We start from the raw sequence: 24,672 nt of genomic DNA on the forward strand, positions 1-24,672 counted from the left end.
CGCGGAGCCTATCGGCCAGCGTCGCCGAGGAGGGCTTCGACCAGCGCTTCGCTCTCGCCGATATCGCCGCCCAGCGCGGCGGCTGCGAGATTGCGCGCGATGGCGGCTTCGTCGATCTCCAACCCTTCCGCGACCGTCGCCATCGCCTCTGCCGCGCCGGCCGCCAGCAGGAAGAGTTCGGCCAGGGCGGGGCCTTCGGCTTGCCAGCCGCCGAGACCGCGCTCCTCCTCCGCCGGTAGCCCGGCGAGAATGCCGGCGACGAGGCCGGGCGCGCGCAGGGCAGCCGAGAGCGCAACCTGGCAACCGGTCGGGTTGCGCTTATGCGCCATGGCCGAGGAGCCGCCGCGGCCGGGAACGGCCGGCTCGCGTGCTTCACCGACGCTGTTCTGTGCCAGCAGGGAGACGTCGCGGGCCATCTTGCCGAGGCAGCCGATCGCAATCGCCAGTGCGGATGCGATGCCGGCGATGCCGCCGCGACGCGCCTGCCAGGGCGCCGCATTGGGGAGGTCGAGCCCAGCGGCCAGGCGCGCTGCGACCGTGGCACCCTTGCCGGCGAGACCGCTGCGCGTGCCGGCGGCGCCACCGAACTGAAGCACGGCGCCGGCTTCGACTTCGTGGCCAAGCCGTTTCGCCGCATCGGCGACGTTCGCCTGCCATTGTGCGATGCGCAGGCCGAATCCAATCGGCAAAGCATCCTGCAGCAGGGTGCGGCCGATGGCGGGCGTGGCGGCGTGGCGACGCGCCAAGGCGGCAAGGGCCGTTTCGATCCTTGCCAGATCGGCGGCGAGCAGCGCATGGCCCTCGCGGATCTGGCACGCCAGGATCACGTCGGCGATGTCCTGGCTGGTGGCGCCCTTGTGCAGGGCCTTGGCCGCAGCCTCGGGCAGGGCCTTGCGCAGCCGCGCGACGAGCGGGATGGCGAGCGTACCGGCCAGTGCTGCTTCGGCGGCGAGCGCGGCAGGGTCGATGATGATGTCACCGCAAAGGCGGGCGATGGTTTCGGCCTCTGCAGAGCCGATCAACCCTTCGGCGGCCTCGGCGCGGGCCAATTCGGCCTCGAAGGCGAGTGCATGTCGCAGCGTCGCGCCGTCGTCGAAGACGGCGAGCATCCCATCGGTGGTCGCGGGCCGCGTGCGCAGAAGCTGGCTCATTGCGCTTCTCCTGCTCACTCTGTGACAGCGTCGGAGGTGCTGCGCAGGGAGCGGCCGAGTTCCTCGGTGTGGTCGGCGATGTTGTTGCGCGTGTTCGGATCGACGATGGCCAGCGGGGCGGAGACGGCGAGGCCCGCGACGGTGCCGACAGCCGTCGCGGCGCCGGCGGTGACCTGGATCAGCCGGTCGCCGAGTCCGACGCGGGAATCGGTGATCGGCTGGCCTTCGATCAGGCGCGAGCCGATCAACTGCACGACCTCGGGACTTTCTGCGAATTTGCCGTGGTTGAGCCGATCCCCTGTCTGAAGCTTGGTCAAATTCACGACGGTGATGTCGGATTTCAGCAATTCGGTGCGGTAGGGCTCCGTGTCCGGGTCGATGGCGCCGAGCCGAGCCGTGCTGCCCCAGACGCGACGGGAGACGGCGAGCGCGCGATCGTCCTGCGAGACGAATATGGTGAAGCGCGGCCGGCGGCCCGTCATCTCCGCGATCTGCTTGCGGAAGACGTCGATGTCGACATCGGGCGCCGCCAGCATCGCATTGGCGATCTTGGAGGGAATCTGGCCGTTGCGGATCGCCATCTGGCGCAGCGCCTCGAGCGTCACCCAATTGCCCATCGAATGGGCCAGGATCGAGACCTCGCCGACGGCGGGGTCGCGCGCCAGCGTCTGCAGCAGGTTCTCCAGAGCGTCGCGCGAATAGTTGCCGCTCTCGCGGTCGTAGCCATAGGCGAAGATCGAGCCGCGCGAGGGCCAGGTGAACAGCACCGGCACGACATCGGCGCGTGAATCGTGGACGATCTGGGCGAAGCGGTAGACCGCATCCTCGAAGCGGTTGTTGAAGCCGTGGATGAAGACGAGGACGCGCCGCTTCGGCACTTTCTGGACGGCTCTGTGAAACAGCGCTACCGCCTGGGGCCGCTCGAGCTTCTCGACCTTCGCGGTGACGAAGTCGGTCTCCGGATTGCCCGGCAGTCGGCTTGGCCATTGCACCTCGCCGGCCTTGCGGCGTGCATCCGGCGGCATCGAGACGACGATCTCGGCGAAGGACATCTGCCCGCGCTCGCCGGAGAAGAGGACCCCCGGGTTCGCGTCGGCCGCCCGCGTCGTGACGACCAGCATCGAGACCTTGCTGGTATCGGACGGAACCGCAGCGACGGGCGCGAGCGTGCCTTTCACGTCGCCAGCGCAGCCGGCGAGCAGAAGCGTAGCTCCGATGGCGAGAGCCGTAACGGAAAGGCGTCCTGTCATCACCGCTCTCGCCATGAACTATCCTGCCGCCGCCCGCGCAAGCCGGCGGCCGCGCCCTTCTTCGCAGGGCTCGCCCGCACACTCAAGCGCGGATCTTCGCCATGGTCGTCCTTGCCACTCCGATGTCAGGCGCCGTCATGTCGGAATTGACCATGTTGCTGTCGCTCGGCTTCGGCTATGTCCGATGAACCGCCCCAGGGCGTCGCCCATCGGCGAGCGGTCGTTCAAGGGCCCGCTGCTGCCGTTGCAATAAGGATTTGAGCCATGACCATCGAGATTCGTCAGGTATCGCACCCCGAGGCGGTGAAGCGGTTCGACACGGCGGAGCTGCGCCGGCATTTCCTGATCGAGTCCTTGTTCGTCCCCGGCGAGGTGAAGCTGACCTACAGCCATCTCGACCGTGTCATCGTCGGCGGGGCCATGCCGACCGGCAAGGCGATCGCGCTGCCGACGCCGAAGGCCGTCGGCACCGACGCCTTCCTGAAGCGTCGCGAGCTCGGCATCGTCAATGTGGGTGGCCCGGGCAAGGTCTTGGCCGGCGGCAAGGAGCATGCGCTCGCCAAGCGCGACGCGCTCTATGTCGGCAAGGAAGCGGGTGAGGTTTCCTTCGCCAGCGACGACGCCGGCAACCCGGCCAAGTTCTATCTGCTCTCGACGCCGGCCCATGCCGTCCACCCGACGAAGCGGATCACCGAGGCCGATGCCAAGACCATCGCGCTGGGCGAGCAGGCGACCGCGAACAAGCGCGTCATCCGCCAGTACATCATCCCAGGTGTCTGCGACACCTGCCAGCTGGTGATGGGCGTGACGACGCTGGAGGAGGGCAGCATCTGGAACACCATGCCGGCGCATACCCATGATCGGCGCTGCGAGATCTATCTTTATTTCGACCTGGCGGCCGATGCCCGCGTCTTCCACCTGATGGGCGAACCGCAGGAAACCCGCCATCTCGTCGTCGCCAACGAGCAAGCGATCCTCTCGCCCGGCTGGTCGATCCATTCCGGCGTCGGCACGCGGGCCTATTCCTTCATCTGGGGCATGGGCGGCGACAATGTCGACTACACCGACATGGACATGGTCGCGACCGGGGATCTGCGCTGATGGGTTCTCCGTTCGACCTGAGCGGCCGCACGGCCATCGTCACCGGTGCCAATACGGGGCTGGGCCAGGCCATCGCGCTCGCGCTCGCGCAGGCGGGTGCCGGCATCGTCGCGGTCGGTCGTTCGAGCATGGCGGAGACGAAGGCCCTGGTTGCAGAGACGGGGCGGCCCTTTCACGAGATCACGGCTGATCTCGGCACGCTGGAGCCGATCGGGCGGATCGTGGAAGAGGCGGAGGCCGCTGCGAAGGCTGGCGGTTCGCGGCTCGACATCCTCGTCAACAATGCCGGCATCATCCGCCGTGCCGATGCCATCGACTTCACCGAGGCCGACTGGGACGCGGTGATGGACGTCAACCTGAAGTCGACCTTCTTCCTGACGCAGGGCGTGGCGAAGCACATGCTCGCGGATGGCCGGGGCGGCAAGGTGATCAACATCGCTTCGCTGCTCTCCTTCCAGGGGGGCATCCGCATCCCGTCCTACACCGCCTCCAAGAGCGGGCTCGCCGGGCTGACGCGGCTGCTCGCCTGCGAATGGGCGGGGAAGGGCATCAACGTCAACGCGATCGCGCCAGGCTATTTCGTCACCAACAACACGGAGGCCCTGCGGGCCGATCCGGAGCGGAACGCTGCGATCCTGGCGCGGATTCCGGCCGGACATTGGGGAGAGCCGCAGGAGCTCGGCGGAGCTGCGGTGTTCCTCGCCTCGGATGCCGCAACCTACGTCCATGGCGTCGTCCTGCCGGTCGATGGTGGCTGGCTGGCGCGCTGAGCGAAAGCCGCTGGCAAGAGCCTCTGGACAGAGACGAAACTCTAATTGCAGAGTTCGCGCGAATGAGCGCCAACTGGCGCCCAGCAAATCAATAACGAGGGGATCATCGATGAGTCACTTTGCCAAACTGATGGTGGCTTCGGCCTTCGCGGCCTTGGTATCGACGACGAGCGTCGTCGCGCAGACGCCGAAGGACACGGTCGTCATGGCCAAGCAGATCGACGACATCGTTTCGCTCGATCCGGCCGAGGCCTTCGAATTTTCCGGCACGGAGGTGGTCGACAACGTCTATGACAAGCTGATCCGCGTCGACGTTACCCGCAACAATGCCTTGACGCCGGACCTTGCTGAGAGCTGGACCGTCAGCCCCGACAGCCTGACCTATGTCTTCAAGTTGCGCCCCGGCATCAAGTTTCATTCGGGCAATCCGTTCACCGCTGCCGACGTGGTCTATTCGATCCAGCGCGCGGTGACGCTCAACAAGTCGCCCGGCTTCATCCTGCGCCAGTTCGGCTTCGTCGCCGAGAACGTGGCGGAGAAGGTCAAGGCGGTCGATGACCACACCGTGCAGATCACGGTCTCCAAGCCTTTTGCGCCGACCTTCTTCTACAACTGCCTGACGGCTGCGGTCGGCGGCATCGTCGACTCTAAGCTGGCCAAGTCGCATGAGAAGGACGGCGACTGGGGCAATGGCTGGATGAAGCTCAACTCGGCCGGCTCCGGCGCCTACAAGATCCGCAGCTATCGCCCGGCCGAGCAGTACACGCTCGACGCCAATGAAAGCTGGTACCAGGGCACGCCCAAGAACAAGCGCATCGTCGTGCGTCATGTCGCCGAGCCGGCCTCGCAGCGCCTGCTCGTCGAGAAGGGCGACGTCGATATCGCGCGCAACCTGTCCAAGGACCAGCTCGCGGCGCTCAAGGGCAACGACGCGATCAAGATCGTGCAGGGCGACCGCGACCGCGTGATGTATCTCGGCCTCAATCAGAAGAACGCCAACCTCGCCAAGCCGGAGGTACGCGAGGCGCTGAAATGGCTGGTCGACTACGACTCCATCGAGAAGAACATCGTCGACGGCACCTATCGGGGCCATGAATCCTTCCTGCCCAAGGGCTTCCTGGGAGCGATTTCCGACCGGCCCTACAAGTTCGACCTGGCCAAGGCCAAGGAGCTGCTCGCCAAGGCCGGCCTGCCGGACGGCTTCTCGGTGACGATGGATGTCCGCTCCATCTCGCCCTTCACCGATATCGCCCAGGCGCTGCAGGCGAGCTGGGCCCAGGCTGGCATCAAGCTCGAGCTCATCCCGGGCGACGGCAAACAGACCCTGACCAAGTACCGCGCCCGTGCCCACGACATCTATATCGGCGAGTGGGGCGCGGATTATCTCGACCCGCATACCAATGCCGAAACCTTCGCCATCAACGAGAACAATGGCGAGGACGCGAAGTCGAAGACGCTGGCCTGGCGCAACGCCTGGGATATCCCGGAAATGACCAAGGTCACGCAGGCGGCGGTACTCGAGCCGGATGCGGAAAAGCGCAAGGCGACCTATGAGGCGCTGCAGCGCGAGCACCAGAAGGTCTCGCCCTTCGTCATCATGTTCCAGTCGATCGAGGTTTCGGCCGAGCGCAAGAACGTCGACGGCTGGGTGATCGGCTCGACCAACTACTACGCCCCCATCGTCAAGAAGTAGGTCCTTTGCGACGGTTTACCCGCCACGCGGCAGCTCTGCCTGCCGCGTGGCGGATCTGTTCCGGCTTATCCGGGCTCGCATGGCGGGCGGAATTTCCGGAGCAGGACAGACGGATGGGAAAACGGACATGAGCATTGTGACACAAGCCGCCCCGGCGGGAGGCCGCTCGCTACCAGCGAAGCTGCGCCGCTGGGGCCGGGCCCTGTCGCGCGAGTTGACGACGGTGGCCATCACCATGTTTGGCCTGCTGCTCGTGACTTTCCTGATCGCGCGGGTGATGCCGATCGATCCCGTGCTCGCCGTCGTCGGCGATCGTGCTCCGCCGGATGTCTACGAGGCGGCGCGGCTCGACCTGGGGCTCGACAAGCCGCTTTGGCAGCAGTTTGCGATCTATATCGGCAAGGTCTTCACCGGTGACCTGGGCAACTCGGTGCTGACCACGAATCTGGTGACGGACGACATCAAGCGCGTCTTCCCCGCGACGCTCGAGCTCGCCACGCTGGGCACGCTGATCGGCGTGCTGATCGGTGTGCCGCTCGGCGTGTTGGCCGCCGTCAACCAGGGACGCTGGCAGGACCAGATCGCCCGTGTCGTCGGCCTGGTCGGCTATTCGGTTCCGGTCTTCTGGATGGGGCTGATGGCGCTGCTGCTGTTCTACGCCAAGCTCGGCTGGGTTTCGGGGCCGGGTCGCGTCTCGGTCGTCTGGCAGGACATCGTTACGCCCCATACCGGCTTCGTCATGATCGACGCTGCGCTGGATGGCGAATGGGAGGCCGTCCGGGACGCCTTCTCGCATCTCATCCTGCCGGCCCTGGTCCTCGGCCTGCTCTCCGTCGCCTATATCAGCCGCATGACGCGCAGCTTCATGATCGGCGAGCTGCAGCAGCAATATGTAATCGCGGCCCGCGTGAAGGGCGTCTCCGAGATGGCCGTGATCTGGCGCCATGCGTTGCGCAATGCGGCCGTGCCGCTCTTCACCGTGATTGCGCTGTCCTACATGCACCTCCTCGAAGGCTCGGTGCTGACCGAGACGATCTTCGCCTGGCCCGGACTCGGGCGCTATCTCACCAGCGCCCTGCTGAACGCCGACATGAATGCCGTGCTCGGCGGCACGCTGGTGGTCGGCGTCGTCTTCATCGCAGTCAATCTCCTGACCGACATCATCGGCAGGCTGGCCGATCCGCGTGTGCGCTGAGGGGGCAGAGATGAGCGACACCTCCACTGCCGGCCTGCGCGCCTGGCTGATCAGCGACACCCCGGAATCGCGCCGGCAGGCCCGCCTCGGCCAGCTCTACCGGCAGTGGCTCGCCTTCAAGCGCAACCCGATGGCGGTGGCGGGTCTTGCCATCGTCATCCTGCTGCTGCTGGTTGCTGCGCTCGCGCCGGTGATCGCACCCTTCGACCCGATCGCCCAGGCGCTCGACAAGCGGCTGCTGCCGCCTTCCTCGACCAACTGGTTCGGCACCGACGCACTCGGGCGCGACATCTTCAGCCGCATCGTCTACGGCACGCGGATCACGCTGGTCATCGTGCTGCTGGTCGTGGTCACGGTCGGCCCGTTCGGGCTGCTGATCGGGGCGGTGTCGGGTTATTTCGGCGGCTGGGTCGACCGGCTGCTGATGCGGATCACGGACGTCTTCCTCGCCTTCCCGCGCCTCGTGCTGGCGCTCGCCTTCGTCGCCGCGCTCGGGCCGGGCATCGTCAACGCCATCATCGCCATCGCGATCACGACCTGGCCGCCCTACGCCCGCGTCGCGCGCGCCGAAACCATGGTGATCCGCAACCAGGATTACATCGAGGCGATGCGCCTGCAGGGCGCCTCACGCGCCCGCATCATCTGGAAGCATGTCGTGCCGATGTGCATGCCGTCCCTGATCGTGCGCACCACCTTCGACATGGCCGGCATCATCCTCACCGCAGCAGGCCTCGGCTTCCTTGGCCTCGGCGCGCAGCCGCCGATGCCGGAGTGGGGTGCGATGATCTCGGCTGGCCGTGAGCAGATCTTCGACCAGTGGTGGGTCGCGACCTTCCCCGGCCTCGCGATCTGTGTGGTCGCGCTCGGCTTCAACCTGCTGGGCGACGGGCTGCGCGACGTCATGGATGCGAGGTGAGGCGATGCAGACCTCCGCAGGCAATGCCGAGCAGCCCCTTCTCGCAGTCGACAATCTCAAGGTCGATTTCCACACGCCGACCGGCATCGTCCACGCGGTGCGCGGCCTGTCCTTCACGCTTGGGCGCGAGCGGCTCGGCATCGTCGGTGAATCCGGCTCCGGCAAGTCGATGACCGGCCGCGCCATCCTAGACCTGATCCCGCATCCCGGCGTCGTCAGCGCCGATGGCATGCGTTTCCGCGGCCAGGACCTGATGACCATGGACAAGGGCACGCGGCGCAAGCTGCGCGGCCGCCACATCTCCATGGTGATGCAGGATCCGAAGTTCTCGCTCAACCCGGTCCAGACCGTCGGCAGCCAGATCGCGGAAGCCTATCGCATCCACCGCAAGGCAGGCCCGCGGGAGGCGCGCGAGCGCAGTCTCGCCATGCTGGAATCGGTGCAGATCCGCGAGCCGGCGCGCGTCTACGATCTCTATCCGCACGAGGTTTCGGGCGGCATGGGCCAGCGCGTGATGATCGCGATGATGCTGATCGCCGAACCGGAGATTCTGATCGCCGACGAGCCGACCTCGGCACTCGACGTTACGGTCCAGCTCCAGATCCTGAAGATTCTCGATGATCTTGTGACCGAGCGCGGCATGGGGCTGATCTTCATCAGCCACGATTTGCATCTGGTGCAGTCCTTCTGCGACCGCGTCATCGTCATGTATGGCGGCAAGGTGATGGAGACGCTGCCGGCCGCCGAACTCGCGGATGAAACGGCACGTAGCCGGCGCCATCCCTATACGCTCGGCCTGCTCGAATGCCTGCCCGATCTGGACCACCCGCGGGCGAAGCTCGCCACCCTTCACCGCGACCCGGCGTGGCTGGCATGACGAACGCTGCGATCTCCGTCGACAAGCTCAATGTCTCCTTCGGGGACTCCCATGTCGTGAAGGATGTCTCCTTTTCAGTGCGGGAGGGTGAAAGCTACGGCCTCGTCGGCGAATCCGGCTCCGGCAAGTCGACCGTGCTGCGCGTGCTCTCAGGCCTCAATCGCGACTGGAGCGGGAACATCGCCATCGAAGGTGCCGCGCAGCCGAAGGTGCGGGACAAGGCGTTCCATCGCCATGTCCAGATGGTCTTCCAGGACCCTTACGGCTCGTTGCACCCGAAGAAGACGGTCGACGATACGCTGGCCGAGCCGCTCGCCATCCATGGCATCCGCGATGCCGAGGCGCGGATCGGCAAGGTGCTCTCCGACGTCGGCCTGCCGACCTCGTTCCGCTTCCGCTATCCGCACCAGCTTTCGGGCGGCCAGCGCCAGCGCGTCGCCATTGCACGTGCGCTCGTGCTCGAGCCTTCGATCCTGCTGCTCGACGAGCCGACCTCGGCGCTCGATGTCTCGATCCAGGCCGAGGTGCTGAATCTGCTGTCCGCGCTCCGGCAGGAGCGCAAGCTGACCTATATCCTCGTCAGTCACGACCTCGCCGTGGTCGGCCATATGTGCGAGCGGCTGCTCGTCATGCAGCTCGGCCGTGCGGTCGAGGAGATGAGCGTCGAGGCGCTGGCGGAGCGTCGGCCGCAGACGGCCTACGCGCAGCAGTTGCTGGCGGCCAGCGCCGGTTTCCGGCGCGCCGACTGAGCTGGTGGCGTCACAACCGCATGCCGCCGTCCACCGCGATCGTGGCGCCGTTGATGTAGCTCCCCTCTGGTGAGCACAGCAGCAGCGCGGCCCCGGCGCAGTCTTCGGCGCGGCCGAGCCTGCCGAGGGGAATGCGCGCGAGCACCTGCTCCTCCCGCCCGGGCTGAGCCAGGACAGCCCGATTGCGGTCCGTCAGGATCGCGCCTGGCTGGATGATGTTGAACGTGACCTCCGGTGCCCGCGTGGTGCGGGCGAGGTTCAGGATCATATTGGTCTGCGCCGCCTTGGTGGCGGCGTAGTAGAAGTGCGTCGGGTTGGGGCGGGCCTCCTGTACGCTGCCGATCGCGATCACCCGGCCGAAGCCGCGAGCGAGCATGCCCGGCAGGAAGGCCTGCAGCAGCCGCAGCGTCGCATGGAGATTGATTTCCGTCTGGGCGGCCATCGCGGCTTCGGAGACAGCATCCCAGGTCTCGAGCGTTTCGACGGAGGCGCAAAGCACGAGGATGTCGGGTTCGATCCCGCTCGCCTTCAGCTCAGCAGCCATCGCGATTGGGGCGGCGACCTCCGCAAGATCGGCGATCAGGGAGGATGCCGCGAGGTTCTGCGCGCGCAGCTCGGTCGTCGCCGCATCGGCGGCGGCCGCGTCCCGGTCATGAATGATCGCATGCACGCCGGCTGTAGCCAGCCGGGTCGCGATCGCCAGGCCGATACCGCGCGCCGCGCCCGTGACGAGGGCGACGCGCCCCGAAAGCAGGTTCGCCATCAGCCGAGCAGAGGCTTCACGCGGGCCGTCGCATCGTCCATCGCCTGCTGCGCCGGCTTGCGGCCGAGCACGGCGGCCTGCGTTTCCTCGATGAAGATGTCATGGGCGCGGGCCTGCTCGTCGAAGGCCGGCAGATGGATGCGCGAGGCCTTGAGCGCGGCGGCCTCGTCGGCGGCATAGGGCATCGCCGCCTTCAGCTTCTCGTCAGCATAGGTCGAGATGCGGACCGGGCCGTTGCCGTTCAGCGCCATGGCGGTCGTGCCGGCCTTCGAGGAGAGCGCGCGGATGAACTCCCAGCTCAGGGGTTTCTGCTTGGCGTTCTTCGGGATCATCAGCGCCCAGAATTCGGTGGTCGGCGCGAAAGCGACCTTGCCGACGAGATCGGCTGCCATCGGTGGCAGCAGCGATTTGAACTTGCCGCCGTACTTCCCCTTCGAAGAATCGTTGTAGGTGACGAGCCGGGCGAAGGGGTTGATCGTCATCGCCGCGCGGCCCTGCTGCATCCAGGTGGTGATCTCTTCGTTGTTCACCGTGGCGAAGTTCCGCGGCAGCACGCCAGCCTTGTAGAAATCGGCAAGCAAGGTGAGCGTCTTCACCATCGGCGGCTCGGCCGCGACGATCTTGCCGTCGGTCGTCATGTAGTCGCCACCGAGGCAGCGGGCGAGTGTCAGGAAATTCGAGGCAAAGACGGCGGTGAAGGCGAGGCCGTAAACCTGCGTGCCGTCGTCGCGCTTGAAGGTGAGCCTGCGGGCCAGCTCCGTCAGCTCCTCGAATGTCGTCGGCAGCTTGGTGACACCGCGCTCCTCCAGCAGGGCTTCGTTGTAGATCAGGGCATTGGTCGCGTGGCGCACCGGGATGCCGTGCAGGGCATCGCCGACCTTGAGCGGGGCGAGCAGGCCCGGCGCAAAATCATCGAAGGCCTCGATCGGCGCCTGCTTCATCAGCGCGTCCAGCGGCTCGAAGAGCTGGAGATTGCGCGGCACGGCGCGGCCATTGACGAGATAGGCGACATCGATCGAGGTCTCGGACAGCGAAGCCTCGCGCAGCAGCCGCTCATGCACGGCGTTGACGTCGCCGAAGGTCACCCAGTTCACGGTGGCGTCGTTCGCCTTGCGGAAGCTTTCGGTCGCGTCGCCGCCGGGGCCGGTCGTCGCCGCCGTCTGATGGACGCGGTGGCCAAGCGCGGTCAGGGTCTTGGCTTGGGCGAATCCGCTCTGGGGCAGAAGCGCCGCAGCGACCGAGGCGCCGGCGAGCGCGCCGAAGCGGCGGCGCGAGATGCGAAACGTCATCGATGATCCTCCCGAAAATTCCCGGCGCTGTCGCCGCGCCGTCTTCTTCCCGACGATTCAGGCCGGCAACAGCGGCTGCACACGCTTGACCAGCGAAGCCATCGCCTCCTCCGGCGTCTTCATGCCGAGCACGGCGGCCTCAGCCTCCTCCTTGAAGAGGTCACCGGCGCGGGCCGCCTCGTCGAAGGCCGGCAGGGGTACACGCGCGACCTTCAGAACCTTCAGTTCCTCGGCGGCGTAGGGGACGGTCCCGGCGAAGCTCTGATCGGCATAGGTCGAGGCACGCACCGGGCCGTTGCCGTTGAGCGCTGCCTTCAGCGTCGCCTCCTTCGAGGTCATCGCCTTGATGAAGCTCCAGGCGAGGTCCTTGCGCTTGGCATTCTTGGGAATGACCATGCCCCAGAACTCGACCTTCGCAGGGGCGGCCTCGTATTTGCCGGCCAGCGTCTTCGAGGCCGGCACCGCGATCGTCTTGATCTTGCCGGGGAATTTCGACTTCTGCGGATCGTTGTAGATGCGGTTGCGGCCCATGCTCTGCAGGCTCATCGCGGCGCGGCCCTGCTGCATCCAGACATTGACGTCCTCGGGGGAAAGCGTCGCGAAATTGCGCGGGAAGGCATTGGCCTGGAAGAGCTCGCGCAGTGTGCGGACCGCGTTCAGCATCGGCGGTCGGTCGGCGACGCATTTGAAGTCTGGCGTGATGAAGTCGCCGTCCCAGGCGCGGGCGAGGTCGATCACGTTGGGATAGGTCACGCCCGGCGTGCACAACCCGACGACCTGCGTGCCGTCGGCGCGGCGGTAGCTGCAGGCCTTGGCGATCTCGATCATCTCCTCGATCGTCGCAGGCGGCTTGGAGAAGCCCTTCTCGGCCAGGATTTCCTCATTGTAGTGCAGGCCGGAGGAGGCGTGACGGAACGGGACGGCGAGCTGCTTGCCGGCGACCTTCATGCCCTGCATCAGGCCCGGGAAGATGTCGGCGGGGTCTTCGAGCGGGTCTTTCTTCAGATAGTCGTCGAGCGGTTCGAACAGGGTCGCTGCGCGGGGCACGACCTGCGTATTGACGACGAATCCGACATCGACGGAGGTCTCGCCGAGGCTCGCCTCACGAAACAGGCGTTCCTGCAAGGGGCCGGTGTCGAAGGTCGTCCACTGGATGGTGACGCCGTTCTTCTGCGCCCAGTCCTTGGTGATGTCGCCACCTTGCGCGCCGGTCGAGACCGTCTGCATGACGCGATGGGTGAAGACATTGAACGGGCCGTTCTGCGCTTGTGCCGTGCTGCCGAGCCCGGCGAAGCTCAAGCCCAGGATGCCTGCCCCGAACTGCCTACGGTCGAGGGTCGTCCTCTGGCCCATGGTGATCCTCCCTGTGGTTCGCGAGTTCCGCGATGGCGGCTTCGGCCGCTTCGAAATGTTTGTTCATGGCGGCTTCGGCTGCGGCTGGATCGCCTGCGCGGATCGCCTCGACGACGCGGACATGGCGCTCGAAGGTGCGCCGCCAATCCTCGGGGCCGCGCGCCTCGCGCGAGTTGAAGATTTCCATCACCTCGCGGATCACAGGGCGCAGGCCCCGGATCTGGAAATCGAGCAGGCGGTTGCCGGAGGACGCAGCGACGGCCTCGTGGAAATCGAGATCGGCCTCGATCCAGCGCGGCACATTGCCGAGAGAATCCTCCATCCGGGCGAGAATGAGATCGAGCTTCTCGACGTCCTCGACCGTGCGCCGCTCGGCGCTATGGGCAGCGATCGGTGGCTCGAGGATGCGGCGTAGTTCCACCGCCTCGGTCAGGCCATTGGCGCGACCGCGCACGGCGAAACGGTAGAAGCGATCGAGCGGGGCAGCGTCGAGCGCCTGCACGCGCGTCGGCTTGCCCTGCTGGATATGGACGACGCCCATCGCCGCGAGCTGGCGGATGGCCTCGCGCGCGATCGGCTTGCTGACGCCGAAGGAGGCGGCGATGCGCGCCTCGGAGGGCAAGGAGTCGCCCGGCTTCAGGCGGCCCTCATGGATTGCCTGCGTGATGCGCTGGATTACGGCATCGCCGAGCCGCATCGGCACGACATCGCCGCCCGCGAAAGGGTCGTCGGCATCCAGCACGGCACGGGCGAGATCGCTCATCAAATTCCTCCGGTTGCGATCATTGACAGATGCCGCGTTCCTTGGCAACTGTTCAACCTATCAGATAAGTAGACGTCGCTGATCGACGCGCCTCGGGAGGGCCAAGCCGCATGTCGGCCAGCCGCATCGCCAAAGTTCACGTCCACCCGCTGCGGGCAACGCTGCCCAAGGTCCAGCGGACCTCGCAGGGCGATTATCCGGCAATCGAGATTGTCGTCGTCGAGGTCGAGATCGAGGACGGCACGGTCGGCTTCGGCGAAGGGCTCTGCCGGCGTGGTGCAGCGGGTTATGCACGCTTCATCGAGGAGGCGCTGGTGCCGCGCCTGATCGGGCGCGATGCCGCCGACCGACGTGCCCTGTGGAAGGCGATGCGCGCCGCGCTTTCGGGGCGGCCTGGCGGTCAGATCGTCGAGGCCATCGCGGCGGTCGACATCGCGCTTTGGGACATCGCAGGGAAGCAGGCGGGACAACCGATCCACCGGTTGCTGGGCGGCATGGGGCGCAAGGAGGTCGCGGCCTATGCGTCCTCGATCAACTGGCTCGACGATGCCACGGTCGAGGTGGAAGTGGCGGCGGCGCTGAAGGCCGGATTCCGCGAGATCAAGGTCAAGCTCGGCCATCCGCTGCGCGATGCGGTGGCGCGCGCGAAGCTGGTCCGGCGGCTCGCCGGTGACGAGATCGCCCTCTATGTCGATGCGAACTGGGCCTATGACGTCGACGATGCGATGATCGTCGGGCGGGCGCTCGCCGATCTCGGCTATGGCTTCTTCGAGGAGCCGATCGCCCCGCATGACCGCGAGGGCTATCGCCGCCTTGCCCAACATCTGCCGATCCGGCTCGCGGCCGGCGAGAGCGATTTCGTCGCGGGCGAGGCCCTGACCATGCTGCAGGATCGCTCGCTCGGCCTGATCCAGCCGGACGTGACGCGCTCCGGTGGCATCACCGAGACCTGGCGCATCGCCGAGCTCGCCGCAACCTTCAACACGGCCTACGCGCCGCATGTGGGCTGGTCCGGCGCGATCTGCGTCGCCGCCAGCTTGCAACTCGCGGCGGCGGCGGAGAGTTTCCGCACCTTCGAATGCATGGTCTATGAGAATCCGTTGCGCGATGCCTTCACGCGACCCCTGGTGGGGGAGGGCTCGCAGCTCGTGGACGGGAAGCTCGCGATCCCGCAGGGGCCGGGCTTGGGCATCGAGATCGACCGCGAGGCGCTGAAGCGGTTCAGGATCGCCTGATGAACGCGCGCACGCCTATCTCCGCGGTCGCCCTGGTCACGCCGGTCCAGTTGATGATCGGCGGCATCATCTTCCTGCCGGCGATCTACGTATTCTGGCTGAGCCTCAACCAGTCCTCCTTCGGCCAAGCGGCGAGCTTCGTCGGTCTCGCCAACTACGCGAAGGTGCTGGCCGATCCGTATTTCTGGAAGGCACTGCTCAATACGGTGATCGTCGTCGCGGTTGTCGTGCATGTCGAGTTGCTGATCGGGCTCGGCATGGCGCTGTTCTTCGCTTCCGGCGTGCCGTTCCGGCCGCTGCTGCTCGCCATTGTGCTCGCGCCCTATGCGGTCAGCGAGGTTTCGGCGGTGGTGATGTGGCGCTATCTGTTCGAGCCGGATGTCGGAATGATGAGCCGGCTGCTGGCCACCATCGGCCTGCCGCCGATCGAATGGGCGGTGAACCCGAGCCACGGCCTTGCCATGGTCAGCCTGCTCTCGATCTGGCTGCACCTGCCGTTCTCGTTCATCATCCTCTATGCCGCGCGGCTCTCGATCCCCAGCGATCTCTACGAGGCGGCGTCGATCGATGGCGCCTCGGCCTGGACCTCGTTCCGTCGTGTGACGCTGCCGCTCTTGATGCCGGCGCTGCTGATCGCGGCCCTGTTCCGCTACATCTTCGCTTTCAGGCTGTTCTCCGAGGTCTGGCTGATGACCGGCGGTGGACCGGCGCGCTCGACCGAGGTGATGGCGGTCTATCTCTATCTCGAGGCCTTCCGCTACAACGCCTTCGGCTCGGCCGCCGCCACCGGCTGGCTCCTGGTGCTCGCCTCGCTCCTGCTCGCGCTGTTCTATCTGCGCCGGCTCTATCGGGAGATGTTCGCGCGTGCCTAAGCTTCTGCGCCATTTCCTGAAGTTCGTCGGCTTGCTCGCGGTCGTCGCCTGGTCGCTCGTGCCGATCGGCCTGATCGCGATGTCGTCCTTCAAGGCCGATCGCGACATCTTCTCGCCGACGGGCGCCTTCTCCTTCGCACCGACGCTGGCGAACTATCAGGCCCTCTGGAACCGCTGGGGCGATTTCTTCTTCGGCCTGTGGAACAGCTTCCTCGTCACGGTCGGCGCGACCGTGCTCGCGGTCGGCGTCTCCCTGCTCGCCGGCTTCGCCTATTCGCGCTTCGCCTCGCGAGGCCTGCAGGCCTCGGCCTTCTTCCTGATCTTCATCCGCCTGATCCCGCCGATCGTGATCACGCTACCGCTCTTCCCGGTGGCGAACTGGCTCGGCCTCAACGACACGCATTTCATCCTGATCCTGCTCTACGCGACCTTCTTCGTCTCGCTCGGCACGGTGGTAATGCGGACCTTCATCGACCAGATCCCGCGCGAGCTCGACGAAGCAGCGATGGTCGACGGCGCCTCGCAGATGCAGATCATCGCCCGCATCATCCTGCCGATGGCGGCGCAGGGCATGCTCGCGGTGTCGGTCTTCGTCATCGTCTATGCCTGGAACGAGTTCCTTTTCGCCTTCATCTTCACGACCACCAAGGCGAAGACCGCGCCACTGGTGATTTCCGAGATGATCGGCGCTGTCGAAGGCGTCGAATGGGGCGTGCTCTTCGCGGCGTCGACCGTGCAGCTCGTGCCGGTGCTCGCCTTCGTCATCCTCATGCAGAAGCATCTCGTGGCCGGGCTCACTGCCGGCGCGGTGAAGGGATAAGCCATGAACGCATCGGAACTCCGGCTCGACGAGCTGCGCCGCGCCCTCCGCGAGAGCGACCCGCAACTCAGCCGCTTCGACCCGTTGCCGCGCATCATCTGCCTCGACGATTTCGACCGCGGCATGTGCGGCTGGACACAGCTCGTCGGCAATTACGAGGACACGCTCGACGCGATGCTGCCGGGCTATGCCCAGCACAGCCATGCCATGCTCTCGACGCTGCCGAACTGGGATTTCGGCTCGCATGGCGGCGTCGACGGTTCCTATGCGCTGAAGATCGCGACCCGTCCGAAGAAGGGCGCGCAGAATGTCGCGATCAAGCGGCTAACCTTCCGCAAGGCGGGGCCGATCCGGCTGGAAGCCTATTTCACCTTCAAGCCTGAGGCGACGGAGCTTGCGCTGTCGGAGACCGATATCCGCTCCTTCGGTTTCCTCTACGATCTCCAGATCGGCGACACTTCGGGACCGGGCGACCGCGTGATGCCGCACTTACGCTTCCTCAACGCGCAGGACGGACAGCACATCCAGAAATGGCAGTTCAAGCGCAAGACGACGCCGATCAAGCCGATCGGCACCGCCGGCAAGACGATTACACATTACCATCTGGCTCCCAGCGACTGGGAGGACCTGCCCGGCGGTGAGCAGCGGCTCTGCTATAACGAGATTCCGACCAAGGTGAACTGGCACTATCTGCGCTTCGATTTCGACCTCGCAGCGATGCAAGCGACAAGATTTCAGGTCAACGACCGGGTGTTCGCCATGGAGGGCTACGACTGCATCCGTATTCCCGCGATGAAGAACCTGTGGTGCATGCTGAACCTCGGCTTCTTCGCCGAGACCGACACCGACAAGCGCGCCTTTGCCTATCTCGACTCCGTTTGCCTGTCGGGGGATTTCTGATGCTGCCCGAAAACCTGACCGCCGTCGTCGCCCGCAACGAAAGCTGGACGGGTGCAAGCGCGACCGAGCCTTACGAGGCCGGTTGGGCGAAGGAGGCCATCGTGTTCGTCCGAGCGCTGAAGGAGCCCAAGGGGGCGCTGCCGAAGGCGCGGATCGAGATCTCAGCCGATGGAATGCATTGGTGCCCAGAGGGTTCGGAGTTCGCATTGCCGAAGGCAAAGGATGCTGTGACGTTCCAGCGTGTCTCGCACTTCGGCAATTTCCTGCGCGTCGCCGCGACATTGCCGGAGAGTTCCGAGATCACCGTGCTGGTGACGCTTCACCTCAAGGCCTGAGGGGCGCTGAAGCCCTCGGGCCTTCAATGATGGAGATGGGGTTCAGCTCGCGGCGAGCGGCCGATCGGTCATTTCCGCTGCGACGGCCGCATCGATCGGCGTGTCGTAGGTCATCAGGATGTAGCCGAGGACCGAGTAGAAGCCGACCGTCGCGATCAGGTCGAAGACCGCCTCGTGCCCGAGCGCCGCGGCGAGCTCGGCTTCGAGGGCCGGTGACAGGCGCTTGTCATCGAAGAGCCCATCGACCGCCCTCGCGATCAGCCCATCCTCGCCTCTCGGCATCCCGCGCAGTGCGGCGATGCGTGCATCGCTCATGCCGAGCCCCCGCGCCCGGCTGACATGATGCGCCCATTCATAGGGCGAGCCCATGCGATGGGCAGCGCGCAGGATCACGACCTCGGAGCGCACCGGCCCGAGCGCGCTGTCCTTGACGATGTGCTGGCGCAGCGGCGCCCATGCCTGCAGCAGCGCGGGGTGATGCGCCATCGTGCGATAGACATTGAGCGCGCCCGCAAAGCCGTCCTTCATCCCGGCGATGGCCTGAGGCCAGTCGGCATCGCTGATCGGCGGGCAGGGAGAGGTCGTCATCGGATGTCTCACGGTGCTCAGCTGTTGAGGTATTTGGCGTAGAGCGCGGGGGCCCGGTCGGCCCAGATGCCCGTGAAGCTGCGATAGCGCGCGATTTCGGCCAGGTCGATCTTGACCCGCAGCACGTCCTCGCGGTCATGGTCGAGCGCGCCGAGCAGCTTGCCATCCGGCCCGACCGCGCAGGAGCGGCCGAAGAAGCGCTGCCCGCCGCGGCTGCCGCTGCGGTTGCAGCTCAGGAAGAAGACGCCGTTTTCTGTCGCCCGCGTATAGGCCCGGTGGATGAACAGCGCCTCGTCGGTCACCGCTGCGTCCTCGGCGCCGAAGGAGGCCCAGACCGAGGTGACGATGCTGGCGCCCTGCAGGGCAAGGATGCGTGTGATCTCGGGGAAGCGGATATCATAGCAGACCTGCATGCCGAGCCGCGTCCCGAAGACGGGATAGGTATCGATACTGTCACCGCCGGTGAAGAACAGCTTCTCGTTCTGCCATTGGTGGATCTTGGTGTAGTCGCCGATCACGCCCTCCGGGCCGATCAAGAGCGAGGCGTTGCGCATCACGCCGGCGCGCAGCCGGTCGCGCAGGCCGAGCCCGATGACGAGATGCACGCGATGCCGCGCTGCGAGCGCGACCAGCGCCTTGATCTCCTCGCCATCCGGCGCTGCACAGGCCTCGTAGAGCGCGGCGCCAAAATGCGGCACGTCGCTGACCAGTGGACCGCCGGGCACCAGCGGCTCGACATAGCCGGTATTCGACAGTTCCGGGAACAGGATGAGCTGGGCGCCTCGCGCGGCTTCGGCCGCGACGAACTCGTCGATGCGCCGGAAATTCTCGACGGGCGCCAGAGACTGGACGTCGAGCTGGACGAGGCTGGCGGATATCATGCGTCGGCTCCGGCGATACGGCGCCCGGTGGCGAAATCCCAGTCCCGCCCGGGGGCCGCGTTGATCAAGGCACGCGTGTATTCGTGGCGCGGGCTGGCCAGCACCTCGGCCGCGGGACCATCCTCGACCACGCGACCACGCTGCATCACCATCACCTCGTCGCAGATCTGCGCCGCGACGCGCAAGTCATGGGTGATGAACAGCACGGCGAGGTTGCGCCGCTCCTGGATCTCCGCCAGCAGCGCCAGCACCTGTGCCTGCACCGAGACGTCCAGCGCCGAGACGGCCTCGTCCGCGACGATGACCTCTGGCTCCATCATCAGCGCGCGCGCGATCGCGATGCGCTGGCGCTGGCCGCCGGAGAACTGGTGCGGGAAGCGTTCGAGGCTGGCGCGCGGCAGGCCGACGACCTCGAGCAGCTCGCCGGCGCGCTTGAGCGCGGAGACACGATCTTCGCCGAGATTGAGCGGCCCCTCGATCAGGCTCTCGCCGATGCGCAGGCGCGGATTGAGCGAGCGGTTGGGGTCCTGGAACACCATCTGCACGCGCCGCCGCGCTGGCGCCAGCGCCGCCTGACCTTGGAGCGGAGCGATGTCCTGGCCGTTGACCCGGATCTCGCCGCCGGTCGGGTGCTCCAGCCGGAGCAGGCAGCGCGCCACCGTCGACTTGCCCGAGCCGCTTTCGCCGACAATGCCGAGCGTGCGCCCGCGCGCTAGCTTGAAGCTGACATCGTTGACGGCGCGCACGGTGCGGATGTCGCGGCCCGTCAGCTTGCCGAGCAGTGTCCCGAAACTGAAAGTCTTCTCGAGATTCCTGATCTCGACGACGGCCTCGGCCTCTTTCGCCGCAACGCGTGGCGCACGAGGGATCAGCGACGGCACGGCCTGCAGCAGGTCGCGCGTATAGTCCTCGCGCGGCCGGCTCAGCACCTGCTCGATCGGGCCGGTCTCGACGATCTCGCCGCGACGCATCACGCAGACCCGGTCGGCGATGTCGACGACCACGCCCATGTCGTGGGTGATGAACAGGACGGCGGTGTTCTGCTTCTCCTGCAATTCGCGGATCAGGCCGAGAATCTGCTTCTGCGTGGTGACGTCGAGCGCGGTGGTCGGCTCGTCGGCGATCAGCAGCTTCGGCTTGAGCGCCAGCGCCATCGCGATCATCACGCGCTGGCGCTGGCCGCCGGAGAGCTGGTGCGGGTAACTGTCGTAGATCCGCGCCGGATCGGGCAGATGCACCGCCGCGAAGGCAGCGAGCGCGGCTTCCCTACGCTCCCTCGGCCGCATCTGGGTGTGGGCCCAATAGACCTCATCCATCTGCAGGCCGATGGTCAGCACCGGGTTCAGCGCCGTCATCGGCTCCTGGAAGATCATCGCCATTTCGGCGCCGCGCAGCGCCTTGGTGCGCGACGGCGTCGCGGTGAGGATGTCCTCGCCGTTGAGCAATACCACGCCGCCAGTCGCCTGCAATTCGTCGCGCGGCAAGAGGTCCATCGCGACCAGCGAGGTCACTGACTTGCCGGAACCGGATTCGCCGACGAGGCAGAGCGTCTCGCCCGGCTGGATGTCGAAGCTAATGCCTTTCAGGATCTCGGAGGGCTGGCGTCCGCGCGTCGCGACCTTGAGATCGCGGATCGAGAGCACCGGCTGGGGCACGGAGGCTGTGGCAGTCACGGGGCTCTCCCTTGCATCTTCGGGTCGAGCCGGTCGCGTAGCGCGTCGCCGAGCAGGTTGATCGACAGGATGCAGGCCGACAGCACGATCGCCGGCCAGAACACCAGCCAGTGGTTGATCGCGAAATAGAGCCGGCCCTCGGCCATGATGTTGCCCCAGCTCGGGATCTCGGTGCCGATGCCGACGCCGAGGAAGGAGAGGGCAGCCTCGGTCAGGATAGCCGAAGCGTACATATAGGTGCCCTGCACGATCAGCGGGGCGATCGTCGTCGGCAGCAGGTGCTTCCAGATCAGCTTGAGCGGCGGCGTGCCGAGCAGCATCGCCGCGTCGACATAGGTTTCTTCGCGGGCTGCGATGACGCGCGCCCGGACGAGGCGCACCACCTGCGGGATCGCGGGGATCATGATGGCGATGATGACGGTGGCGAGCCCGCCGCGGACCAGCGCGACGATGGCGATGGCGAGCAGGATGCCGGGGATCGCCATCAGCCCGTCCATCATCCGCATCAGCACGCCGTCGATGCCGCGATACCAGCCGGCGAGCAGGCCGAGCGGCAGGCCGATCAGGATCGCGCCCGCCGCGACGCCCGCGCCCACCAGCAGCGAGACCCTCGCACCATAGACCACACGCGAATAGAGGTCGCGGCCGAACGAGTCCGTGCCGAGCCAGTAGGTCTCGGAAGCAGGTTTCAACCGCATCGCCGCATTGAGCTTGGTCGGCTCGAAATTGGCGAGCAGTGGGGCGAAGACCGCCATCGCGACGATGGCGATGAGAACGATGATGGCCAGCACCGTCGTCCAGTGCGGCGGGTTTCGCAGCAGGCGCCGGCGGGGGAGGCCGCTCTGCGCTGGGTTCGATGCGGCGCTCATTGGTAGCGGATCCTCGGGTCGCTCAGCGCATAGGAGAGGTCGATCAGCAGGTTGATCAGCACATAGGCGCCGGCCGTCAGCAGGATGATCGCCTGGATCAACGGGTAGTCGCGGGCGAGCACGCCATCGACGACCAGCCGCCCGAGGCCGGGAATGTTGAAGACCGTCTCGGTGACGACGACGCCGGAAACCATCATCGCGAAGCCGGTGCCGATCACGGTGAGGATCGGGATCGCGGCGTTGCGCAGTGCGTGGCGGAACAGGACGATCCGCTCGCCCAGCCCCTTGGCCCGCGCCGTGCGGACATAATCCTCGCGCAGCACTTCGAGCATTGAGGCGCGTGTCATGCGCGAGACCAATGCGACATAGAAGGAGGAGAGCGCCAGCCCCGGCAGCAGGATGCGATGGAGGAAGGGGCCCAAGCCCTCGGCCAGCGGCTTGTAGCCCTGCACCGGAAACCATTTCAGGTCGACGGCGAAAACGGCGATCAACACATAGCCGATCACGAAGATCGGCACCGAGAAGCCGACGACCGAAAGCGCCATGACGAAGCGGTCGACCATGCCGCCATGGCGCCAGGCGGCGAGCACGCCGAGCGGCAGCGAGATCACCACCGTGAAGATCATCGCCATGACGGCGAGGGCCAGCGTGGGTCCGATGCGCTGGCCGATCATCTCCAGCACCGGCCGCTGCGAGATCAGCGAGTGGCCGAAATCGCCGGCTGCCATCCCGCCCAGCCAGGTGATGAACTGGCCGGCAAGCGGTTTGTCGAGGCCGAGATTCTCGCGGATCGCGACGAGCTGCGCCGGGGTCGCCTGATCACCGGCGATGGCCTGGGCCGGGTCACCCGGCGTCAGGCGCAACAACAGGAAGACGAACAGCGCCACGAAGAACATGACGGGGATCGCCATCGCCAGCCTGCGCAGGAAATAGGAAGCCATGCGGTGCTCCGGGCGCCGAAAACAGTGCCTGCGGGAAGGGCGGCGGCCGCGCCGCCGCCCGGTTGCGTCAGGTTACTTGCTCACGCCCCAGAACAGGGTGAGCGGGCCGGGTTGCAGGTTCTTCAGATTTGCCCGCCAGGCAGCGACGGACTGGAACTCGCCGGCGTTGAAGTAGAAGCCTTCGTCATAGGCGATCTGCTGGATCTCCCTGGCGATCTTCTTCTGCTCGTCGAGCGTCGGCGCTGTGAGATAGGCGGCGCGCAATTCCTCGATGCGGGTGTTTTTCGGCCAGCCCGACCAGGCGGTGTCCTTGCCGGAACCGTCGAGCAGGGCATGCACGGTCGGATTCCAGATGCCGGAGACGCCCCAATAGGTGAAGAGCATGTTCCAGCCGCCCTGTGCCACGGGCTGCGTGCTGTTCTTGCGCGACTGCAGCGTCGCCCAGTCCATTGCGGCGACATCGACCTTGAAACCGGCCTCGCGCAGCCGCTCGGCCGCGACGATCGGCTGGGTGGAGAGGATCGTCAGGTCGGTGGGCTGCATCATCAGCACCGGCGTGCCGTCATAGCCGGAGGCCTTCAGCAGCTCCTTGGCCTTGGCCATCCGCTCCTTGGCACTGCCCTTGAGATATTCGGAGCCGGCATCGGAGGCGAGCGGCACGTCGCAGCCATAGTCGGAAGCGCAGAGCTTGTAATACTGGCTGTCGCCGATGGCGGTCTGCATCAGCTGCTCCTGGTCGAGCGCATACATCGCCGCCTGGCGAACCTTCGGGTTGTCGAAGGGCGGCAGGCGATGGTTGAAGCGGCCGGTGACCTGGCTGCCCAGCGCGTTGATGGCGCCGGTCTTGATCTCGTCATTGGCCTTGAGCAGCGGCAGGAGGTCGATCGTCACCTGCTCGATCAGGTCGACATCGCCGGACTGCAAGGCGTTGATGGAAGTCTGCATGTCGGGCATCGCCTTCCAGACGACCTTGTCGACATTCACGACCTTGCCGCCGGCGGTCCAGCTCATCGGCTCGGAGCGCGGCTTGTAGTCGGTATTCTTGACATAGACGGCCTGGTCGCCGGGCCGGTACTGGGCGGCGACGAACTTGAACGGGCCAGAACCGATCATTTCGGTAACCTGCTGGCCGGCGGGTGTCTCGGCGAGGCGCTTCGGCATCATGAAGGGCGGCACCGGCGAGGGTTTTGCCAGCAGGTCCAGCACCTGCCCGAAGGGCTTTGCCAGCTTGATGACGAGCACCTTGTCGGAGGTCGCCTCGATCGAGGCGACATAGTCCATCATCGTGCGGCCGGCGCCGTCATTGGCCGCCCAGCGTTTGAGCGAGGCAACGCAGTCCTCGGCCTTCACCGGCGTGCCGTCATGCCATTTCAACCCGTCGCGCAGGGTGAAGGTGTAGGTCATCTTGTCGTCCGAGACGGCGTAATCGGCCATCTGCGGCTGCGGGTTGTACTTGGCGTCCATGCCGAGCAGCGTGTCGAACACCATGAAGCCATGGGTGCGCACGATCTGGGCCGTGCTCAGGATCGGGTCGAGCGTCCTGAGCGGCGCCTGCATGACGGCGTTGAGCGTCGTCTCGGCAAAGGCTGGGACTACGTGAAGGGAGCCGGCGAGCAGCGCGGCAACCCCGAATGTCTTGAACCGAAACGTCATTTTCCCCTCGCTTCTGGTTTGGTTGGTTCTTGTCG

Annotated in this window: 24 protein-coding genes; 12 read left to right on the forward strand and 12 right to left on the reverse strand. The window is 66.3% G+C overall.

Annotated elements, in window-relative coordinates; translation table 11 throughout:
- Positions 1–8: 8 nt before the first annotated feature.
- Both CE453_RS04525 and CE453_RS04530 read right to left on the reverse strand, forming a co-directional pair.
- Positions 9–1,151, reverse strand: coding sequence for a lyase family protein (locus CE453_RS04525; protein WP_089173504.1), 1,143 nt, complete (start codon positions 1,149–1,151; stop codon positions 9–11).
- A 14-nt stretch (positions 1,152–1,165) separates the two neighbouring features.
- Positions 1,166–2,401: an alpha/beta hydrolase gene (locus CE453_RS04530; RefSeq protein ID WP_089173505.1), complete on the reverse strand. Its 1,236-nt coding sequence runs from the start codon at positions 2,399–2,401 to the stop codon at positions 1,166–1,168.
- Positions 2,402–2,665: 264 nt separating this feature from the next.
- Here CE453_RS04530 and kduI point away from each other — a divergent pair, with 264 nt between their 5' ends.
- The 7 genes from kduI to CE453_RS04565 all read left to right on the forward strand — a co-directional run bounded on the left by kduI (position 2,666) and on the right by CE453_RS04565 (position 9,702).
- Complete coding sequence (kduI, locus tag CE453_RS04535) at positions 2,666–3,502, forward strand: 5-dehydro-4-deoxy-D-glucuronate isomerase (RefSeq protein ID WP_089173506.1); 837 nt, start codon at positions 2,666–2,668, stop codon at positions 3,500–3,502.
- Complete coding sequence (gene kduD, locus CE453_RS04540; RefSeq protein WP_089173507.1) at positions 3,502–4,272, forward strand: 2-dehydro-3-deoxy-D-gluconate 5-dehydrogenase KduD; 771 nt, start codon at positions 3,502–3,504, stop codon at positions 4,270–4,272. The genes kduI and kduD overlap by 1 nt, the downstream gene beginning before the upstream one ends.
- 109 nt (positions 4,273–4,381) lie before the next feature.
- Positions 4,382–5,965: an ABC transporter substrate-binding protein gene (locus tag CE453_RS04545; RefSeq protein WP_089173508.1), complete on the forward strand. Its 1,584-nt coding sequence runs from the start codon at positions 4,382–4,384 to the stop codon at positions 5,963–5,965.
- A 127-nt stretch (positions 5,966–6,092) separates the two neighbouring features.
- On the forward strand, positions 6,093–7,160 hold the full coding sequence (locus tag CE453_RS04550) for an ABC transporter permease (RefSeq protein WP_089173509.1): 1,068 nt from the start codon (positions 6,093–6,095) through the stop codon (positions 7,158–7,160).
- A 10-nt stretch (positions 7,161–7,170) separates the two neighbouring features.
- Positions 7,171–8,076: a nickel transporter permease gene (gene nikC, locus CE453_RS04555; protein WP_089173510.1), complete on the forward strand. Its 906-nt coding sequence runs from the start codon at positions 7,171–7,173 to the stop codon at positions 8,074–8,076.
- Positions 8,077–8,080: 4 nt separating this feature from the next.
- A complete protein-coding gene (locus CE453_RS04560; protein WP_089173511.1) occupies positions 8,081–8,953 on the forward strand; it encodes an ABC transporter ATP-binding protein in 873 nt (290 codons plus the stop codon).
- On the forward strand, positions 8,950–9,702 hold the full coding sequence (locus CE453_RS04565) for an ABC transporter ATP-binding protein (RefSeq protein WP_089173512.1): 753 nt from the start codon (positions 8,950–8,952) through the stop codon (positions 9,700–9,702). The genes CE453_RS04560 and CE453_RS04565 overlap by 4 nt, the downstream gene beginning before the upstream one ends.
- 10 nt (positions 9,703–9,712) lie before the next feature.
- On the opposite strand, the gene CE453_RS04570 is transcribed toward CE453_RS04565, so the two are convergent.
- Genes CE453_RS04570 through CE453_RS04585 form a run of 4 tightly spaced genes read right to left on the reverse strand, consistent with a single transcriptional unit; the run spans position 9,713 to position 13,870 of the window.
- On the reverse strand, positions 9,713–10,465 hold the full coding sequence (locus CE453_RS04570; RefSeq protein WP_089173513.1) for an SDR family NAD(P)-dependent oxidoreductase: 753 nt from the start codon (positions 10,463–10,465) through the stop codon (positions 9,713–9,715).
- On the reverse strand, positions 10,465–11,754 hold the full coding sequence (locus tag CE453_RS04575; protein ID WP_089173514.1) for an ABC transporter substrate-binding protein: 1,290 nt from the start codon (positions 11,752–11,754) through the stop codon (positions 10,465–10,467). The genes CE453_RS04570 and CE453_RS04575 overlap by 1 nt, the downstream gene beginning before the upstream one ends.
- Before the next feature lie 57 nt (positions 11,755–11,811).
- The gene (locus CE453_RS04580; RefSeq protein ID WP_089173515.1) at positions 11,812–13,107 is read right to left on the reverse strand and encodes an ABC transporter substrate-binding protein; all 1,296 of its coding nucleotides are present in this window, start codon (positions 13,105–13,107) and stop codon (positions 11,812–11,814) included.
- On the reverse strand, positions 13,079–13,870 hold the full coding sequence (locus CE453_RS04585; protein WP_089173516.1) for a FadR/GntR family transcriptional regulator: 792 nt from the start codon (positions 13,868–13,870) through the stop codon (positions 13,079–13,081). Before CE453_RS04585 ends, CE453_RS04580 begins: the two co-directional genes overlap by 29 nt.
- 110 nt (positions 13,871–13,980) lie before the next feature.
- On the opposite strand from CE453_RS04585, the gene CE453_RS04590 reads away from it, so the two are divergent.
- From CE453_RS04590 to CE453_RS04610, 5 genes are read left to right on the forward strand one after another with little or no spacing between them, the layout of a single operon-like run.
- Positions 13,981–15,105 (forward strand): mandelate racemase/muconate lactonizing enzyme family protein, encoded by a 1,125-nt coding sequence (locus tag CE453_RS04590; protein ID WP_089173517.1) that lies wholly within the window; start codon positions 13,981–13,983, stop codon positions 15,103–15,105.
- Positions 15,105–15,977 carry a carbohydrate ABC transporter permease gene (locus CE453_RS04595; RefSeq protein ID WP_089173518.1) on the forward strand — a complete coding sequence of 291 codons (873 nt, stop codon included), beginning with the start codon at positions 15,105–15,107 and terminating at the stop codon, positions 15,975–15,977. Before CE453_RS04590 ends, CE453_RS04595 begins: the two co-directional genes overlap by 1 nt.
- Positions 15,970–16,797: a carbohydrate ABC transporter permease gene (locus CE453_RS04600; RefSeq protein ID WP_248307944.1), complete on the forward strand. Its 828-nt coding sequence runs from the start codon at positions 15,970–15,972 to the stop codon at positions 16,795–16,797. The genes CE453_RS04595 and CE453_RS04600 overlap by 8 nt, the downstream gene beginning before the upstream one ends.
- Before the next feature lie 3 nt (positions 16,798–16,800).
- Entirely contained in the window at positions 16,801–17,697 is an 897-nt protein-coding gene (locus CE453_RS04605; RefSeq protein WP_248307945.1) for a DUF6772 family protein, read from the forward strand.
- A complete protein-coding gene (locus CE453_RS04610; protein WP_089173519.1) occupies positions 17,697–18,032 on the forward strand; it encodes a hypothetical protein in 336 nt (111 codons plus the stop codon). Before CE453_RS04605 ends, CE453_RS04610 begins: the two co-directional genes overlap by 1 nt.
- Before the next feature lie 42 nt (positions 18,033–18,074).
- Here CE453_RS04610 and CE453_RS04615 read toward each other — a convergent pair whose 3' ends face one another.
- The 6 genes from CE453_RS04615 to CE453_RS04640 form a co-directional block, all read right to left on the reverse strand.
- Entirely contained in the window at positions 18,075–18,620 is a 546-nt protein-coding gene (locus tag CE453_RS04615; protein WP_089173520.1) for a carboxymuconolactone decarboxylase family protein, read from the reverse strand.
- A 17-nt stretch (positions 18,621–18,637) separates the two neighbouring features.
- Positions 18,638–19,501, reverse strand: coding sequence for a carbon-nitrogen hydrolase family protein (locus CE453_RS04620; RefSeq protein WP_089173521.1), 864 nt, complete (start codon positions 19,499–19,501; stop codon positions 18,638–18,640).
- Positions 19,498–21,174, reverse strand: coding sequence for an ABC transporter ATP-binding protein (locus tag CE453_RS04625; RefSeq protein WP_248307946.1), 1,677 nt, complete (start codon positions 21,172–21,174; stop codon positions 19,498–19,500). The genes CE453_RS04620 and CE453_RS04625 overlap by 4 nt, the downstream gene beginning before the upstream one ends.
- A complete protein-coding gene (locus CE453_RS04630) occupies positions 21,171–22,043 on the reverse strand; it encodes an ABC transporter permease (protein ID WP_089173522.1) in 873 nt (290 codons plus the stop codon). The genes CE453_RS04625 and CE453_RS04630 overlap by 4 nt, the downstream gene beginning before the upstream one ends.
- The gene (locus CE453_RS04635; protein ID WP_089173523.1) at positions 22,040–22,984 is read right to left on the reverse strand and encodes an ABC transporter permease; all 945 of its coding nucleotides are present in this window, start codon (positions 22,982–22,984) and stop codon (positions 22,040–22,042) included. The genes CE453_RS04630 and CE453_RS04635 overlap by 4 nt, the downstream gene beginning before the upstream one ends.
- Positions 22,985–23,056: 72 nt before the next feature.
- Complete coding sequence (locus CE453_RS04640) at positions 23,057–24,637, reverse strand: ABC transporter substrate-binding protein (RefSeq protein ID WP_089173524.1); 1,581 nt, start codon at positions 24,635–24,637, stop codon at positions 23,057–23,059.
- Between the last annotated feature and the right edge of the window lie 35 nt (positions 24,638–24,672).

This window comes from Bosea sp. AS-1 (assembly GCF_002220095.1).
Classification (GTDB): domain Bacteria; phylum Pseudomonadota; class Alphaproteobacteria; order Rhizobiales; family Beijerinckiaceae; genus Allobosea.